Source organism: Frigoribacterium faeni (assembly GCF_011761235.1).
GTDB lineage: Bacteria > Actinomycetota > Actinomycetes > Actinomycetales > Microbacteriaceae > Frigoribacterium > Frigoribacterium faeni_A.
In genome coordinates this window covers 961,147-976,610 of record NZ_JAAOYW010000002.1, presented here as the reverse complement: position 1 = coordinate 976,610, position 15,464 = coordinate 961,147, and the positions used below count along the sequence as shown (strand labels likewise).

Here is a 15,464-nt window from a genome sequence, read left to right as displayed (position 1 = left end):
CCGTCCGTCAGGCGGGCGGCCCTAGGACGAGACGCCGACCACGCGCACGTCGATCGTCGGCTCGGGCAGCCCCCGGGCGGCGAGGTGATCGAGGAGGCGCGCCGAGACCGCACGGGCCACCGCCGGCGCCGAGGCGGTCTCGTCCACGGCCAGGTCGAGCACGACACGGGTCTCGTCGTCGGTGACGACGAGGGTGACGAGGGGCTGCGGACGCCCGTCCGGACCGGCGGGCACGGCGACGGCCGCCTCCCCGCGCCCGGTCACCGTCGCGACGGCCGACGCGATGCCGTCGATCGCCTGGCGGGCGATCTCGACCGCGCCGGGCCGGGCCTGCACGCGGGTCACGCCGTCCGTGCCCGCGGCGAGCGCCCCGAGCTCGTGCGCGAGGACGTCGGTCCCGGGCGCGGCGTCGCCGGGCAGCCCGTCGGTGGTCGAGGGGTCCATCAGCGTCCTCCGTCTCGGGCGCCGAGGTGGACGTCGCGCACGGTCACGTCGAGCGCCTCGACGACGAGCTCGGTCTGCCGGGTCAGGGCCGCGGCCACGGCGGCGCGCACGCGGTCGGCGACCTGCCTGACGTCGGCGCCGTAGACCACGCTCACGGCGACGTCGACGCGCACGGGCGCGTCGGCCACGCCCACGTCGCCGGCCAGGCCGCACGAGACCACGACGGCGCCCGGCACGGCGTCGCCGGCCTCGCGGACGAGCGAGCGGACGGCGCCCTCGGTGATGTGCAGGGTGCTGCGGGCGTCGGGCGACGCGAGCGGGATGTCGCGGCCGGTGCGGGACTCGCGACGCACGCGGTCCATCACGCCGGCGATCCACGACGGGTCGGGCGCGGGCGAGGCGGCGACGTCGCTCTCGACCAGCCCGACCGACAGCGAGCGCAGCCGCTGCAGGGCGAGCAGCTGCGCGAGGCAGGCCGGGTCGTCCTCGATGAGGGGGTCGTAGGGCTCGCGTCCCGAGTCGAGGTAGTCCGACAGCCGTTCGGTCGAGACCCCGGAGTCGTCGGGCTCGACGTCGACCGGCGGCACGGCAGGGGCCGTCGACTCGGGGCCGGTCGCGCGCGCGGCAGGCGAGAAGTGCGTCGGGTCGCTCATCGCCAGGCCTCCATCTCTCGGGTCAGGGACTCTCGGGCACGGGCGAGCTGGCCCCTCACCGCGGTCGCGGTCGAGCCGGTCTTCTCGGCGATGTCAGCGTACGACTCGCCGCCGACCTCGCGCATGGTCCAGACGCGCCGCTGGGCGGCGGGCAGCCGGCTCAGGGCGACGCGCAGCGCGGTCATCGCGTCGGAGGACTGCGCCCGGCGCTCGGGGTCGTCGTGGGCGCCGTCGGTCGAGGGCACCTCGAGCTCGTCGACGTCCGAGGCAGGGCGGCGACGGCGGATCAGGTCGAACGACTTGCGCGAGACGATCGTCATCATCCAGCCGCGCACGGCGTCGGGGGCCTGCAGGGTCGGGAGCTCCCGCCAGACGGTGATCGACGCCTCCTGCACGGCATCGGAGGCGTCGGCACGGGATCCCGTCAGCCGCGTCGCGTAGGCGGTCATCAACCCGAGGTGGCGTCGCAGCAGCACCTCGAACGCGCGCTCGTCGCCCTCGGCGGCCCGCGAGGCGAGGGTGCCGTCGGAGGCGTCCGACAGGTCGGCCGGCATGGCGCCTCCTCTGTGCGGCGGGCCCGTGAGGGCTGTTGACTCGGTGTGGACGGGACGCGATCCGTGACGATCTGGTCTCGGGACGCGTCCCATCATGACTACACCAGACGACGAGAGAACGGATCGACCATGACCGCGAACGCACAGCCCACCCCCGCCGACGTCGCGACGGCCAGCCCCGTCCCCGTCTCGGCCGGGTCGGTCGACGCCGGCGTCACGGGCACCCCGTCGGGGCTGCTCGACGACGACCTCACGCCCGGCCGCACGGTCGTCGCGGACGCCGTCGTCGCGAAGGTCGCGGGCATCGCGGCCCGCGAGGTCGCCGGCGTCCACGCCCTCGGCGGCGGCGCGGCCCGTGCCTTCGGCGCGCTCCGCGACGTCGTCGGCAGCACCGACCTCGGCCAGGGCGTGCGCGTCGAGGTCGGCGAGACCCAGGTCGCCGCCGACGTCACGATCGTCGTCGAGTACCCGGTCGCCGTGACCCAGGTGGCCGACGCGGTGCGCGAGGCCGTGGCGACGGCGATCGAGCAGCTCGTCGGCATGGACGTGGCCGAGGTGAACGTGGCCGTCGCCGACGTGCACGTGCCCGGCGACGACGACGAGGACGACGCCGGCCTCTGACCGGGCCGCCTGCAGGAGGCGCGGTGCGGGACCTCCTGCACCGCACCTCCTGCGGGCCGTGCGTCGGCCGCCGCGGCTCAGCGCACCGCGAGCACGATCTTGCCGAGGTGCTGCCCCGACTCCATGCGGGCGTGCGCGGTGGCCGCGAACTCGAGCGGGTAGACGCTGTCGAGCACGGGGCGGACCGTGCCGGCCGCGACGAGCGGCCAGACGTGCTCGCGCACCTCGGCCATGATCGCGCGGCGCTCCTCGAGGGGACGGGCGCGCAGCGTCGTGCCCCAGATGCGCGCACGCTTGGCCATCAGGCGCCCCACGTCGATCGTGGCGGACGTGCCGCCCTGCGTCGCGATCACCATGACGCGGCCGCCGGGGGCCACCGCCTCGACGTCGCGGGCGAGGTAGTCGCCGCCGACGAGGTCGAGCACGACGTCGACACCGCGTCCGTCGGTCAGCTCGCGGACGACCTCGACGAAGTCCTCCTGCTTGTAGTCGATGCCGCGGGCGGCGCCGAGCTGCTCGCAGAACGCCGTCTTCTCGGGCGAGCCGGCCGTGGCGTAGACGGTCGCGCCCAGGGCGGTGGCGAGCTGGATCGCGATCGACCCCACCCCGCTCGACCCGCCGTGCACCAGCAGCGTCTCGCCGGGCTGCAGCCGCGCCGACATGAACACGTTCGACCACACGGTCGCCACGGCCTCGGGCAGCCCGGCCGCCTCGACCAGGTCGAGCCCCTTCACGTAGGGCAGCAGCAGCCCCTCGTCGACGGCGACGCGGTCGGCGTAGCCGCCGCCGGGCAGCAGCGCGAGGACGTAGTCGCCCAGGGAGGTGCCCGTCACCTCGCTGCCCACGCTCACGACCGTGCCGCTCACCTCGAGCCCCGGCCAGGCGGGCGCGCCCGCGGGCGACGGGTAGTGGCCCTCGCGCTGCGAGACGTCGGCGCGGTTGACGCCGGCGGCCGCGACGTCGACGACGACCTCGTGGGGGCCCGCGACGGGCTCGGGGACTTCGCTGACGACGAGGGCGGAGGGCCCTCCGGGCACGGGGACGGTGACGGCACGCATGGCTCCATCCTCCTCCGTCCAGGAGCGCGCCTCCTGAACCCCGGGCTGCCCCTCCCTCGTTCAGGACCGCGCCTCCTGACTCCTCGCTCGCCTCTCCCTCGTTCAGGAACGCGCCTCCTGACTTCGCACGACTCAGGATCGTGCGTCCTTCCCCGTGCACGTCTCAGGACCCGGCCGGCCCGCGATCCTGAGTTCGGCGACCCCCTAGGCTGACCGCGTGCTGCTCTCCGACCACGACATCAAGCTCGAGCTCGACGCCGGACGCATCGGCCTCGACCCCTACGACCCCTCGCTGATCCAGCCGTCGAGCATCGACGTGCGGCTCGACCGCCTGTTCCGGCTGTTCGACAACCACAAGTACCCGTTCATCGACCCGGCCGCCGAGCAGCCCGAGCTGACGCGCCTGGTCGAGACGCCCGCCGACGAGCCGTTCATCCTGCACCCCGGCGAGTTCGTGCTCGGCAGCACCTACGAGCGCGTCACGCTGCCCGACGACGTCGCCGCCCGCCTCGAGGGCAAGAGCTCGCTCGGCCGCCTCGGCCTGCTCACCCACTCGACGGCCGGGTTCATCGACCCCGGCTTCACCGGCCACGTCACCCTCGAGCTGTCGAACGTCGCGACGCTGCCGATCAAGCTGTGGCCGGGCATGAAGATCGGGCAGCTCTGCTTCTTCCGGCTCAGCTCGCCGGCCGACCACCCCTACGGCTCGGGCGAGTACGGCTCGCGCTACCAGGGCCAGCGGGGGCCGACCGCGAGCCGCTCGGCGACGAACTTCGTGCACACCGACGTCTCGGCGCGCGACTAGGCCGCACCGGCTGCCCGAGCGGTGGGCGCCGCCGTCAGCGGCAGAGGTCGGCCGACGCCGTGGGCAGTGCCGCAACGACCTCCGGGGTCGACACGACGGCCGCCGTCCGCTCGGCGAGCACGGAGCGGCACGCCGACGCCGACGCCGGCGCCGACCGGTGCCGCCCCAGCTCCGCGAGCGCCTCGACGAGCTCGGGCGTGATCGCGTCGAGCGTCGGCCGGACGCCGGTCGCGAGGTCGGGGGCGCTGGCGGGCGCCTGAGCCGCGCCTGCTCCCCACCCGGCGTGCAGCGCCTGCTGCACCTGCTTGTTCGCCTCGACCTGGTCCTCGAAGACGGAACGGACCCAGCTCGAGTCGGCCCCCGCCTCCTCGGCCTCTGCCGTCACCGCGTCGAGGACGACGCCCTCGCGGACCGGATCCCCGATCGGCTGGCCGGAGAGGTACTTCGCCGCCGCCACGTCGGGCGCCGTCTCGAGCCGGTCGACCACGAGCCCGACCACGGCGTCCACGGCCGCGACCAGCGACGGGTCCGAGCTGGAGACGGCGCCCGGGGTCGCGCTCGGGGCGGTGCCGAGGGAGGACGACGCGTCCTGGCTGCCGGCGCACGACGCCAGCGACGACACGACGCAGGCAGCGATGACGAGGGACGACGTTCGACGAAGGAGCTCCATGCCGACACGATATGCGGACCGGCGGGTGACATTCACATGCTCTGCCGCAGGGGGAAGAGAAGGGGGTGCGGGCGGGGACCCGACGCCCTCACCCGCACCCCAGCGGTCCGGCCGGGGACCCGACGCCCCCGCGCGTTCCGCTGCGACTCGCGATCCTGAACCCAAATCGCGAGGCACACTCATTCTGCGACCTCGATCGCGAGCGTGACCACCAGGTGGTCACGGAACGAAGCGACAGGACACCGAGCGAAGGAGGCGCGGGATCGGATCCGGGACCCTCCTGCGACAGGTGCGCACCGCCTCCTGCGCGCGCGCCCGCGCCCGGCCCGCTCGGCCGGTCAGGCCGGCCCGGCGCGCCCGGCCGGTCAGGCCTCGAGCGTCTCCCGCGGGGTGCGGCCGAACTGCGCCGCGTACATCGCCGCGAAGCGCCCGGGGTTCGCGAAGCCCCAGCTGAGGGCGATGCCCGCGACCGTGTGCCCGCGGGTGGGGTCGCCGACCTCGAGGTCGGCGTGGGCGCCGCGTAGTCGGGCCGCGCGCAGGGCGGCGGTCGGGGTGGTGTCGAGGTGGCGACGGAAGGCCAGCTGGAGCCCCCTCGGGGTCAGGCGGGCCGCCTCCGCGATCTCGACGACGCCGATGTCGTCGTGGGCGTGCTCCTCGACGAAGGCGAGCGCACGCCGCACCGTCGAGGGCAGCGCCCCGGCGTCGGCGGGCCTGGCCGTGCCCACGGCGGTCGTCTCGAAGGCCTCGACGAAGGCCGTCACGAGCGAGCGGAACGCCGCCGACCGCACCAGCGGGCTGGCCATCGCCGCGTCGTTCGAGAGCACCCCGTCGAGCAGGTGCCGGGTCGTGCTGGCCCAGTGCTCGCCGAGCGCGTCCGAGACGGGCTCCATCGAGAGCGTCTGCAGCCCCTCGGGCGGCGTCGTCAGCGACAGCCCCGCGAGCTCGCGCTCGACGGCGGCGCGGTCGAGCATCACCTGGCCGAGGTGCATGTCGTCCCAGTGGTGCTCCTTGACGCGGTCGCTGGGGAACACGAAGCGGTCGCCGGGCGCCGCCCGGATCTCGTCGCGCCCGTCCGACAGCCCGTAGCGGCCCGCGAGCACCCGGCTGACGCAGAAGGACTCGGGCTGCGGCTCGCTCACCGCGTGCAGCCGGCCCCGGTAGTGGATGTCGCCCATGGCGAACCGCTCGTCGCCCGACACGGCCCGGCCGAAGCGGAAGTCGGGCCCCGTCGCCGGCGCGAGGTCGCGGATCCGGTAGAGACGCCCGATGGCCGCGTGCGCGACCGCGGGGTCGTGCGTCTCGATGCCGCGCACCCGCGGGTCGTCGAGGTCGGGGCGGCGGCCGTCGGCGACGAGCCACGAGGGGGCGATCGAGCTGCCGGAGGCGGGACGCGAGGGAGCTGCGCGGTGCGGGTCGGACGCGCGGTGCGGGTCGGCCGCGCGGTGCGGGTCGGCCGCGCGGTGCGGGTCGGCTGCGCGGTGCGGGTCGGCTGCGCCCGGCGAGGAGGACCAGCCCGGCGTGCCCATGCGTCCCTCCCGTCCGTCCGGCGAGGCAGGGGGCCCCGTGGGCGACCGCGGCGGTGACGGTGAGGACCTCGGGTCGCATCGGCCTGATCCGCCGATGGCGTGATGGTAGCCCGAGGCGGCGCGGCGGGCGACTCTCCCCCGACCGCCTGGTATCGAAGCGGGTCCCGGGGAGTCGACCCGCGCCTCCTCGGGTCGGCCCGCACTCGGCCCCGGTCGGGCGCACGGCGTAGCGTCGGGCCATGGACTACAGGACCCTCGGGAACAGCGGTGCCTCCGTGTCGGAGCTGACACTGGGCACCATGACGTTCGGCGCCGAAGCCGACGAGACCACCTCCCACCAGATGCTCGGCGCCTTCGTCGCGGCCGGCGGCACGCTCGTCGACACCGCCGACGTGTACTCGGCGGGCACCTCCGAGCAGATCATCGGGCGCTGGCTCGCGTCGCACCCCACGGAGGCCGCCCAGGTCGTCCTCGCGACGAAGGGCCGGTTCCCGATGGGCGACGGCCCCAACGACGTCGGCCTCTCGCGCCGCCACCTCGCCACGGCGCTCGACGCGTCGCTGACGAGGCTCGGCGTCGAGCACGTCGACCTGTACCAGATGCACGCCTGGGACTCCTTCACGCCGATCGACGAGACCCTGCGGTTCCTCGACGACGCGATCAGCGCCGGCAAGATCGGCTACTACGGCTTCTCGAACTACCTCGGCTGGCAGCTCACCAAGGCCGTCGCCCGCGCCCAGGCGCTCGGCTTCGCCCCGCCCGTCACCCTGCAGCCGCAGTACAACCTGCTCGTGCGCGACATCGAGCACGAGATCGTGCCGGCCTCGCTCGACGCCGGAATCGGCCTGCTGCCCTGGTCGCCGCTGGCCGGCGGCTGGCTGAGCGGTAAGTACCGCCGCGACGAGGCCCCCACCGGCGCGACCCGCCTGGGCGAGGACCCGACACGCGGCATGGAGGCCTGGGAGGCGCGCAACGCGGACCCGAGGACCTGGGCCGCCGTCGAGGCGGTCGCCTCCGTCGCGGACGCGCACGGCGCCTCCTCGTCGCAGGTCTCGCTCGCGTGGCTGCTGCGGCAGCCGGCCGTGACGTCGGTGATCCTCGGGGCGCGGACGGTCGCTCAGCTCGACGACAACCTCGGCGCCTCCGACCTCGCGCGGGAGCTCACCGACGACGAGCTCGCCCGCCTGGACACGGCCAGCACGCCCCGCGTCGACGACTACCCGTACGGGGTGGCCGGCGTGGCGCAGCGCGGGCGGAAGCTCGTCGGCGGGCGGTAGGGCTGCCCCTGCCCGTGCGAGTTGCTCGTGCGGGCTGCCGCCCCTGACGTCGAGGGCGGGTCTTCCGGCTCGAGGGCGGGTCCGTCGCGACCCGCCCTCGGCCCGGAAGACCCGCCCTCGAGCTTGCTCGGGCGTGCGCGGCGCTCGGCCAGGCCAGCCCGCGGCTCAGGAGGCGCGGAGTCGCGAGGCGCCCCGGTCGCGCTCGGCACGCAGCCGCAGCACCACCACAGCGACGAGCACCACGGCCGCCGCGACGAGCGCGGTGATCCCCGCGGCCACGTCGAGCGGCTGGCCCGCGAACCGGCCGACGGCGACCCAGGCGAGGCCCCAGACCAGCGAGAGCATCGGGGCCACGCGTCCACGGCCCGCGACGGCGACCGCGACGCCCGAGAGCCCGGCGACGGTGAGCACGACGCTCGACCACGCGCTGCTCGGCAGGCCGAGGCCGTCGAAGCCCGACTCGACCAGGGCTGCCGCGATGTTCGCCGCGGTCGCGACCGAGACCCAGCCGAGGTAGAGGCCCATCGTGCCGTCGGTGACGACGGCGTCGACCCGGCTGCGGGTGGGGGTGTGGACGACGAGCAGGAAGATCCGCACCAGCACCGCGAGCAGCGCCACGATCACGACGACGCTGAGCCAGACCTGTCCGAGCTGGACGGCCGCGAAGAGCCACGCGGCGTTCAGCAGCATGGAGGCGGCGACCCAGTACCCGAGGCGGCGGTGCCGGTCGACGGCCCGCTGACCGGGGAGCGCCTGGTAGACGGTGTACGCGACGAGTCCCGCGTAGATGACCGACCAGATCGAGAAGGCGGTGGTCGCGGGGGCGATCGGGGTCGCGTCGGCGCTGAGCGCGCCGCCCGAGGCGCCCGACACGGAGGTGCCCCCGAACGCCCCGGAGCCGACCGCGGCGAGGACGATCGCGAGCACCGCGCCCACCACGACGACGACCTGCCGGACGACGTCGGCGGACGCAGGAGGTGCGGTGGAGGTGGCGGGACGGGTCGCTGCTGTGCTCATGCGGGCGACGCTAACCCCACGAGATCTCTTAGCAACTGAATCATCAGCGAACTGTCAGCCGTGCCCGCGGCGCAGGCACCGCCTCCGCGCTGCCGCCGCCCCCGCACCCCGCACGCGCCGCCTCCTCGCCGCCGCCGCCTCCGCACTCGCACGCGCCGTCTCCGCGCTGCCGCCGCCCCCGCACCCCGAAGTGGGGGGGGGACCCCCGCGGGTGGGGGGGGGGGGGGCCCCCCCGGGGGGGGGGGGGGGGGGCGCCCCCCCCCCGGGGGGGGGGGGGCCCCCCCCGCCCGCCCGCCCCCCCCCCCCCCGCCCGCCCCGCCCCCCCCCCCCCCCCCCCCCCCCCCCCCCCCGGGGGGCCCCCCCCCGGGGGGGGGGGGGGCCCCCCCCCCACTCCGGGGTGTTCGGGGCGCGGGCGCACGCACGCGGTGGGCGGGGCGGCCGCACGGACGCACGGATCAGCAGGGTGGCTCGGGGAGGGGCGCCTCCATGTCGCCTTCCGCCCGCCTTACGGTGACGGTTCCAGGGCCGCAAATGCCGACCGATCGGGCGGCGCGGGGGATGCAACAACCGGATTTCCCGGTGTTGCAGATCTCGCGGTCGGCATTTGCGACGCCGGGCGGGGACAGGTCGGGCGGCGGCGAGGCGGCGAGCGGGGCGGGGCGGGCGCGTAGGCGCGCGGAGCCGGCGGAGCCGGCGGCGCGGGTCGGGGCGGGCGCGTAGGCGCGCGGAGCCGGCGGAGCCGGAGGCGCGGGTCAGGCGGCGGGGCGCCAGCGGCGGAGCAGCTGTGCGTTGAGCGCGACGATGACGGTCGAGAGGCTCATGAGCACCGCCCCGGCGGCGGGCGAGAGCACGAAGCCGACGGGGGCGAGGACCCCGGCGGCGAGCGGCACCGAGAGCACGTTGTAGCCCGCTCCCCAGACGAGGTTCTGGATCATCTTGCGGTAGCCGACCCGCGACAGCGAGATGACCGAGAGCACGGCGCGCGGGTCGTCCGATGCGAGCACGACCCCGGCGGACTCCACGGCGACGTCGGTGCCGGCGCCGATCGCGATGCCGACGTCGGCCCGGGCCAGGGCCGGGGCGTCGTTGACACCGTCGCCCACCATCGCCACGCGCTGGCCGCGCTGCTGCAGCTCGGCGACGCGGGCGTCCTTCTCGTCGGGGCGCACCTCGGCGAACACCTCGTCGAGGCCCAGCTGCCGGGCGACCGAGTCGGCGACCTGCTGTGCGTCGCCCGTCACCATGGCGACCCGCACCCCCGCGTCGTGCAGCCGGCGCACCGCCTCCGCCGACTCCGGGCGCACCTCGTCGCGCAGCGCGAAGGCGGCGACGACGACTCCCGACCGGACGAGCCAGAGCACGGCGGCGCCGTCGGCCCGCCACGGCTCGGCGGCGGCCGCCAGGTCGGCGGGCACCTCGAGCTCGTGGTCGCGGAGCAGGCCCGGGCCTCCGACGCTCACGTCGACCCCGTCGACCCGGGCTCTGACGCCGCTGCCGGTGAGCGACCGGAACGACTCGACCCGCGCCTCCTGCGCTCCGCCCTCGGCCGCGGCACGCACCAGCGCGCGGGCGACGGGGTGCTCGCTGTCGCGCTCGGCCGCCGCGGCCAGGCGCAGCGCCTCGTCGCGCGTCGGAGCGTCGGACGAGGAGGCGACGGCCACGTCCGTGAGGCCGGGCTCGCCCCGGGTGAGGGTGCCGGTCTTGTCGAAGAGCACGGTGTCGACGGTGCGCATGCGCTCGAGCGCGAGCCTGTCCTTGACGAGGACCCCGGCGCGCGCCGCACGCTCGGTCGAGATGGCGATGACGAGCGGGATCGCCAGGCCGAGGGCGTGCGGGCAGGCGATGACGAGGACGGTCACCGTCCGCGTGATCGCCTGGTCGACGTCGCCGAGGAGGAGCCACACGACGAAGGTGACCACCCCGGCACCCGAGGCGAACCAGAAGAGCAGCGCGGCCGCCCGGTCGGCGAGGGCCTGGGCGCGCGACGACGACGCCTGGGCCTCGGCCACGAGGCGCCGGATGCCGGCGAGCGCCGTGTCGTCGCCGACCGCCGTGACCCGGACGCGCAGCGCGCCGTCGGTCGCGACGGTGCCGGCGACCACGCGGTCGCCCTCGCCGCGCGAGACGGTGCGCGACTCCCCCGTGACCATCGACTCGTCCATCTCGGCGGAGCCGACCACGACCACCCCGTCGGCGGGCACCCGCGCGCCCGAGCGGACGAGCACGACGTCGCCCGAGACCAGGTCGGCGAGGGGGACCTCGGTCGTGGTGCCGTCGGCGGCCGAGTCACCGGCGGTGCCGTCGCGGGCGGCGTCGGCTGCGGTGCCGTCGCGGGCCGTGTCGCCGTCGACCCGGTCGGCCGTGTCGGGGAGCAGCGCGGCGAGCGCGTCGAGGGCTCCGGAGGCGGCGCCCAGGGCGCGCATCTCGATCCAGTGGCCGAGCAGCATGATGACGACGAGGAGGGCGAGCTCCCACCAGAAGTCGAGGTCGAGGCCGCCGATGCCGAGCGTCGTCGCCCAGCTCGCGACGAACGCGACCGTGATCGCCAGGGCGATGAGCAGCATCATGCCGGGCTGCCGCGACCGTGCCTCGGAGACGCCTCCGCTGAGGAAAGGCCAGCCTCCCCAGGCGAAGAGGAACGTGCCGAGCACGGGCGAGATCCACTCGGCGCCCGGGAACGACGGCACCTCGTAGCCGAGCAGGCCCGCGAACATCGAGCTGAAGACGACGACCGGCACGGCGACGACCAAGCTCACCCAGAACTTGTCGCGGAACTGCGCGGCGTGGTCGCCGTGGCCGTGGTGGCCGGCGTGGCCTGCGTGCGCGTCGTGGCCGGCGTGGGCGGCGTGGGCGGCGTGGGCGGCGTGGGCGTCGTGCTCCGCGTGGCCGTGCTGGCCCGCGTGCCCGGCGTGCCCGGCACCCGCGGTGTGCGCGTCGTGCTCGGCACCCGCGGCGTGCGCCTCCCCCGCCGCGGCGGCCTCCTGCCCGTGGGCGGCCGTGGCCAGGCCCGAGTGGTCGGCCCCGGGCTGCGGGTCGTCGCCGGGGGCAGGGTGGTCGTGCGAGGTGCTCATGGAGATACCCTAGGGGGGTATCGGGGCGGGCGTCCAGGTCTGGCAGCTGCCGCCTCCTCGGGCATCAGCCGCCGACCGGCGGCCCGACGATCAACAGCAGCACGAAGACGACCACGACGGCCGCCACCAGCAGCACGACCGCGAGCGCGAGGTGGCCGAGCACCCACCGCAGCAGCCGGTCGCGCGGGTCGTCGGTCGCCGTCCGGCGCCAGTCGCCGGTGAGGCCGCCGCGACGATCGATCGAGCGCTCGACCGGCAGCGACGCGAACGGCACGACGGCGCTGGCGAGCGCGAGCGCCGTGACGCCGACCGACCAGCGCTGGTTCACGGCCACGACGACGCCGGCCACCAGGTACGCCAGGAACACGAAGCCGTGGATCGGCCCCGCGACGCTGACCGGCCAGTCGCCCACCTTCGCCACGTACTTGAGCAGCATGCCGCCGATCAGCAGGGCCCAGGTCACGACCTCGGCGACGGCGAACGAACGGAAGAAGGTGCGAGGCGACACGGGCGGCTCCTGGTGAGGGGTCGAGGGGCCTCCATGCTCGCAGTCCCGGCCTGGACGCCGCCTCCTCGGGTGCCGGGCCTGCGGACGGACGCCCTGCCGCCTCCCCCTGTGGACGAAGGAGGCGCGGCGTACTGTGGACGGGTCGACGACGACCACGAGGGGGTCACCATGAGCGACCACGACACCGGGCACGACGACCGGGACCGACGATCCGAGCCGGGCCGAGGGGGCCGTCGGCGCCTGCAGTGGCCCACCTTCACCGGGGCGCCGTTCCTCTGGGGAGTGCTCGCGTTCCCGCTGCTGCTCGACCTCGTCACGGTCGGCGTGTCGGTGAGCCGCGGCGAGGAGCTGACGCCGCTCCGCATCGTGTTCGCCGTGCTGGTGGCTCTCGTGTTCGTGTTCTGCCTGGTCGGGATCGTGCAGACGTTCCGGCACCCGCGGCCGTCTCCGCCCTCGTGGCTCGACGAGGGCGACCCGCGCGCCTGAGCCGGCCCCCGCCTCCTCGGGCTCGCGCCGAGAGGCCGGAAACTGTTCTTCGTCGGGACGAGGAGGACCGTTCGGGGCCTCTCGCCAAGGCCAGGCCCGGCCCACCACTCGGGGCTCGTGCTCCGTCTCGAGACGGATCATGCCGAGTGGTCGGAAGGTGTTCTTCGCCGGGACGGGGAGGACCGTTCGTGGCCTCTCGCGAGGGCCAGGCCCGGTCTGCCACCCCGGGTTCGTGCTCCGTCTCGAGACGGATCATTCCGAGTGGTCGCAAAGGGTTCTTCCCCGGAACGAGAAGGACCGTTCGTGGCCTCTCGCGAGGGCCGGGCCTGACCGGTCGGCCCGGGTTCACACTCCGTCTCGAGACGGATCATTACGAGTGGTCGCAAAGGGTTCTTCCCCGGGATGGGAAGAGCCGTATGTGACCAGTCGGCAGGGGCGGGCGGCTCAGACCCCGCCGAAGCGCTCCGTGCGCACACGGGTGGGGTCGTGCCCGGCGTCCACGAGCCAGCCCGCGACCGTCTCGACGAACGAGTTCGTGCCGCAGACGTAGACGAGCGGGTGGTCGGCGGCCGGCAGCACGAGGTCGAGCAGCTCGTCACGGGTGAGCCTGCCGGAGGCGCGGGTCGACCCCGCAGGAGCCTCCCGCGTGTGGACCCAGTCGACCCGCAGCCCGTCGTCGGGGTCGGCGGCGAGCGCCGCCAGCTCGGCGTCGAACCAGCGGTCGGCCGGCGTCCGCACCGAGCAGAGCAGGCGCATCGGCGGCGCGAGTGCGACAGCGGCCGCCGCACCCCCGCCACCCGCAGCACCCGCACCCGCAACACCGGCACCGGCCGCACCCGCGGCCCGGGCCCGCACCATCGCGACGAGCGGGGCGATGCCCGACCCGCCCCCGACGAGCTGCACGGGCGACCGGCTCGGGGCCGGCGCCCCGTCGGGCTCGGGGAGCACGGCGTGCACGGCCGAGTCGGGGTCGAACTCGGTCGGCGGCCAGACGAACCAGCCGCCGATGGGGCCGCGCACCTCGACCGGGTCGCCGATCTCGGCGTACGAGACGAGGTAGGGCGAGACCTCGCCGTCGGGGAGCTCCTCGACCGTGAGCTCGATCTGCGGGACGCGGCCCGCGCCTCCTGCGGTCGCTCCCCCGGGGAGCCGGCCCGCGCCTCCTGCGCTCGCCCGCACGTCCGACAGGGAGTACGAGCGGACGGCCTGGTAGCCGTCGTCGGCGGTCAGCCGCAGGTCGACGTGCTGCCCGGCGCGGGCGGGCCGCAGGCCGGGCACGTCGAGCACGATCGAGCGGCCGGTCGGGGTCTGCCGCGTCTCGCCGGAGACGGTCGCCGGCAACCACCTGAAGGGGTCACCGGTCTTGCCACCATCAGCTGCAGCACCGTCCGCGAGGGCGTCAACGCCCTCGGTGCTCACGCGTAGCGCTCCTCGCGCCAGGGGTCGCCGAGCGGGTGGTAGCCCATGCTCTCCCAGAAGCCGCGCCGGTCGGTCGGCATCGTCTGGATGCCCTGCACCCACTTCGCGCTCTTCCAGAAGTAGAGGCCGGGCACGAAGAGCCGCGCCGGTCCGCCGTGCTCGGCGTGCAGGGGCTCGCCCTCGTAGGTGTCGACCACCCAGGCCTTGCCGCCGAGCAGCTCGCTCAGCGGGAGGTTCGTCGTGTAGCCGCCGTAGCTCGTCGTCATGACGTGCTCGTGCGTCGTCTCGAGCCCCTCGAAGAGCGTGTCGAGCGAGACGCCGGCCCAGTGCGTGCCGAGCTTCGACCAGCTCGTGACGCAGTGGATGTCGGTCTCGATCTGCTCGTGCGGCAGCGCCTGGAAGTCGGCCCAGGTGAGCGAGCGGGTGCCCTGCTCGGTGCCGATCTGGAGCTCCCAGCGCTTGATGTTCGGGGTCGGCCCGGCCGACAGCACGGGGAACCCCTTCTCGAGGTGCTGACCCGGTGGGAGGCGCGGGTCGACCTCGCGACGTCGGCCGAAGCCCGTGAAACCTGCCATGGTGCGCCTCCTCGTGGTGATCGCCCGGCGATCGCGTCGCCAGGCTACCCAGCCGGGGCGTGGTGTGCGCCCCGGTCAGGGCTGTGGGACCGGAGCTCGAGCCCGACCAGCTGCGTCCGGCCAGGCCCCGCCCCCGGCGGTACGCCGCGCGACCCGCCCTAGGGCAGCTCGAGCGACACCGGCTCGACGCCCTCGGCCGCCGACACGACCTCGACCGAGACCGGTCGCCCGTCGACGCCCGCCGGCAGCTCGTGCTCGGAGGCGGTCGGCACGTAGTCGAAGGTGCACGGACCGGGGTCGACCGGCGCGAGCCGCACCGTCACGGCGTCCGTGCCGGCGGCCTCGACGGCGTCGACGGCCGGGGGGCAGCTCGAGCTGCCGTAGAGCGTCAGCGAGAAGGTGCGCCCCTCGTCGACCCACGCGACCGACGGGCCGAGGTCGTCGGCAGGCGCGTCGTCGCCCGCGCCGTCGCCCTCGACGGGAGGGGACGAGGACGTCGCCGACCCGGTCGGCGCCGCCCCTGCGTCGGGCGCACTGCCCGGTGCCGTCTGCGCGCACGCGCCCAGGAGGAGCGTCGCCGCCACGGCCACGAGAGCGGTGCGGACGGTGCGGGCGGCGGCTGGTCGTCGGTGGTGGGTCGTCTCGGCCATGCACCCATGGTGACAGGGGCCGCCGACAGCCAGGCGCCTCCTTCGGTGACCGGAGCGGGACGCACTCGGGTGCCGGGCACGCACTCAGGCACCGGGCACGTGCTCAGGTGCCGGGCGCGCGCTCAGGCAC

General features: G+C 75.5%; 16 protein-coding genes. 4 read left to right on the top strand and 12 right to left on the bottom strand.

The genetic code is table 11. The annotated features are described in order from the left end of the window. Positions 1-21: 21 nt before the first annotated feature. Genes FHR78_RS11085 through FHR78_RS11075 form a run of 3 tightly spaced genes read right to left on the bottom strand, consistent with a single transcriptional unit; the run spans position 22 to position 1,651 of the window. Positions 22-444 carry a hypothetical protein gene (locus tag FHR78_RS11085; RefSeq protein WP_166760523.1) on the bottom strand — a complete coding sequence of 141 codons (423 nt, stop codon included), beginning with the start codon at positions 442-444 and terminating at the stop codon, positions 22-24. Next, positions 444-1,097: an Asp23/Gls24 family envelope stress response protein gene (locus FHR78_RS11080; protein ID WP_166760522.1), complete on the bottom strand. Its 654-nt coding sequence runs from the start codon at positions 1,095-1,097 to the stop codon at positions 444-446. The genes FHR78_RS11085 and FHR78_RS11080 overlap by 1 nt, the downstream gene beginning before the upstream one ends. After that, entirely contained in the window at positions 1,094-1,651 is a 558-nt protein-coding gene (locus FHR78_RS11075; RefSeq protein ID WP_208393062.1) for an RNA polymerase sigma factor, read from the bottom strand. The genes FHR78_RS11080 and FHR78_RS11075 overlap by 4 nt, the downstream gene beginning before the upstream one ends. 129 nt (positions 1,652-1,780) lie before the next feature. Between FHR78_RS11075 and FHR78_RS11070 the strand changes: the two genes are divergently transcribed. Continuing rightward, the gene (locus FHR78_RS11070; RefSeq protein ID WP_166760521.1) at positions 1,781-2,272 is read left to right on the top strand and encodes an Asp23/Gls24 family envelope stress response protein; all 492 of its coding nucleotides are present in this window, start codon (positions 1,781-1,783) and stop codon (positions 2,270-2,272) included. A gap of 77 nt (positions 2,273-2,349) precedes the next feature. Here the strand turns inward: FHR78_RS11070 and FHR78_RS11065 are convergent, their stop codons facing one another. Next, a complete protein-coding gene (locus tag FHR78_RS11065; protein WP_166760520.1) occupies positions 2,350-3,330 on the bottom strand; it encodes an NAD(P)H-quinone oxidoreductase in 981 nt (326 codons plus the stop codon). 217 nt (positions 3,331-3,547) lie between these two features. Here FHR78_RS11065 and dcd point away from each other — a divergent pair, with 217 nt between their 5' ends. Continuing rightward, a complete protein-coding gene (gene dcd, locus FHR78_RS11060) occupies positions 3,548-4,135 on the top strand; it encodes a dCTP deaminase (RefSeq protein WP_166760519.1) in 588 nt (195 codons plus the stop codon). Between the two features lie 34 nt (positions 4,136-4,169). On the opposite strand, the gene aroQ is transcribed toward dcd, so the two are convergent. Both aroQ and FHR78_RS11050 read right to left on the bottom strand, forming a co-directional pair. Further along, a complete protein-coding gene (gene aroQ / locus FHR78_RS11055) occupies positions 4,170-4,805 on the bottom strand; it encodes a gamma subclass chorismate mutase AroQ (RefSeq protein ID WP_166760518.1) in 636 nt (211 codons plus the stop codon). 365 nt (positions 4,806-5,170) lie between these two features. Then, positions 5,171-6,331: an AraC family transcriptional regulator gene (locus FHR78_RS11050; protein WP_166760517.1), complete on the bottom strand. Its 1,161-nt coding sequence runs from the start codon at positions 6,329-6,331 to the stop codon at positions 5,171-5,173. A gap of 239 nt (positions 6,332-6,570) precedes the next feature. Here FHR78_RS11050 and FHR78_RS11045 point away from each other — a divergent pair, with 239 nt between their 5' ends. Further along, positions 6,571-7,608 (top strand): aldo/keto reductase, encoded by a 1,038-nt coding sequence (locus FHR78_RS11045; protein ID WP_166760516.1) that lies wholly within the window; start codon positions 6,571-6,573, stop codon positions 7,606-7,608. Between the two features lie 165 nt (positions 7,609-7,773). Here FHR78_RS11045 and FHR78_RS11040 read toward each other — a convergent pair whose 3' ends face one another. The 3 genes from FHR78_RS11040 to FHR78_RS15210 all read right to left on the bottom strand — a co-directional run bounded on the left by FHR78_RS11040 (position 7,774) and on the right by FHR78_RS15210 (position 12,204). Continuing rightward, positions 7,774-8,625: a tryptophan-rich sensory protein gene (locus FHR78_RS11040; protein ID WP_166760515.1), complete on the bottom strand. Its 852-nt coding sequence runs from the start codon at positions 8,623-8,625 to the stop codon at positions 7,774-7,776. Between the two features lie 752 nt (positions 8,626-9,377). Next, positions 9,378-11,696: a heavy metal translocating P-type ATPase gene (locus tag FHR78_RS11030; protein WP_166760514.1), complete on the bottom strand. Its 2,319-nt coding sequence runs from the start codon at positions 11,694-11,696 to the stop codon at positions 9,378-9,380. Positions 11,697-11,760: 64 nt separating this feature from the next. Next, on the bottom strand, positions 11,761-12,204 hold the full coding sequence (locus FHR78_RS15210; protein ID WP_166760513.1) for a DUF3817 domain-containing protein: 444 nt from the start codon (positions 12,202-12,204) through the stop codon (positions 11,761-11,763). 33 nt (positions 12,205-12,237) lie between these two features. On the opposite strand from FHR78_RS15210, the gene FHR78_RS15205 reads away from it, so the two are divergent. Beyond that, the gene (locus FHR78_RS15205) at positions 12,238-12,690 is read left to right on the top strand and encodes a hypothetical protein (RefSeq protein WP_166760512.1); all 453 of its coding nucleotides are present in this window, start codon (positions 12,238-12,240) and stop codon (positions 12,688-12,690) included. Between the two features lie 444 nt (positions 12,691-13,134). Here FHR78_RS15205 and FHR78_RS11015 read toward each other — a convergent pair whose 3' ends face one another. The 3 genes from FHR78_RS11015 to FHR78_RS11005 all read right to left on the bottom strand — a co-directional run bounded on the left by FHR78_RS11015 (position 13,135) and on the right by FHR78_RS11005 (position 15,334). Then, the gene (locus tag FHR78_RS11015; protein WP_347878154.1) at positions 13,135-14,109 is read right to left on the bottom strand and encodes an oxidoreductase; all 975 of its coding nucleotides are present in this window, start codon (positions 14,107-14,109) and stop codon (positions 13,135-13,137) included. After that, on the bottom strand, positions 14,106-14,684 hold the full coding sequence (locus FHR78_RS11010; protein ID WP_166760511.1) for a molybdopterin-dependent oxidoreductase: 579 nt from the start codon (positions 14,682-14,684) through the stop codon (positions 14,106-14,108). Before FHR78_RS11010 ends, FHR78_RS11015 begins: the two co-directional genes overlap by 4 nt. Positions 14,685-14,842: 158 nt before the next feature. Further along, positions 14,843-15,334 carry a hypothetical protein gene (locus FHR78_RS11005; protein WP_166760510.1) on the bottom strand — a complete coding sequence of 164 codons (492 nt, stop codon included), beginning with the start codon at positions 15,332-15,334 and terminating at the stop codon, positions 14,843-14,845. Between the last annotated feature and the right edge of the window lie 130 nt (positions 15,335-15,464).

Excerpts from the sequence above, each read along its gene's own strand:
- FHR78_RS11065 (WP_166760520.1), bottom strand. The coding sequence starts at position 3,330 with ATGCGTGCCGTCACCGTCCCCGTGCCCGGAGGGCCCTCCGCCCTCGTC.
- FHR78_RS11050 (WP_166760517.1), bottom strand. The coding sequence starts at position 6,331 with ATGGGCACGCCGGGCTGGTCCTCCTCGCCGGGCGCAGCCGACCCGCAC.
- FHR78_RS11080 (WP_166760522.1), bottom strand. The coding sequence starts at position 1,097 with ATGAGCGACCCGACGCACTTCTCGCCTGCCGCGCGCGCGACCGGCCCC.
- FHR78_RS11045 (WP_166760516.1), top strand. The coding sequence starts at position 6,571 with ATGGACTACAGGACCCTCGGGAACAGCGGTGCCTCCGTGTCGGAGCTG.
- FHR78_RS11005 (WP_166760510.1), bottom strand. The coding sequence starts at position 15,334 with ATGGCCGAGACGACCCACCACCGACGACCAGCCGCCGCCCGCACCGTC.
- FHR78_RS15205 (WP_166760512.1), top strand. The coding sequence starts at position 12,238 with ATGCTCGCAGTCCCGGCCTGGACGCCGCCTCCTCGGGTGCCGGGCCTG.
- FHR78_RS11085 (WP_166760523.1), bottom strand. The coding sequence starts at position 444 with ATGGACCCCTCGACCACCGACGGGCTGCCCGGCGACGCCGCGCCCGGG.
- FHR78_RS11030 (WP_166760514.1), bottom strand. The coding sequence starts at position 11,696 with ATGAGCACCTCGCACGACCACCCTGCCCCCGGCGACGACCCGCAGCCC.
- FHR78_RS11010 (WP_166760511.1), bottom strand. The coding sequence starts at position 14,684 with ATGGCAGGTTTCACGGGCTTCGGCCGACGTCGCGAGGTCGACCCGCGC.
- FHR78_RS11070 (WP_166760521.1), top strand. The coding sequence starts at position 1,781 with ATGACCGCGAACGCACAGCCCACCCCCGCCGACGTCGCGACGGCCAGC.
- aroQ (WP_166760518.1), bottom strand. The coding sequence starts at position 4,805 with ATGGAGCTCCTTCGTCGAACGTCGTCCCTCGTCATCGCTGCCTGCGTC.
- FHR78_RS11040 (WP_166760515.1), bottom strand. The coding sequence starts at position 8,625 with ATGAGCACAGCAGCGACCCGTCCCGCCACCTCCACCGCACCTCCTGCG.
- FHR78_RS11075 (WP_208393062.1), bottom strand. The coding sequence starts at position 1,651 with ATGCCGGCCGACCTGTCGGACGCCTCCGACGGCACCCTCGCCTCGCGG.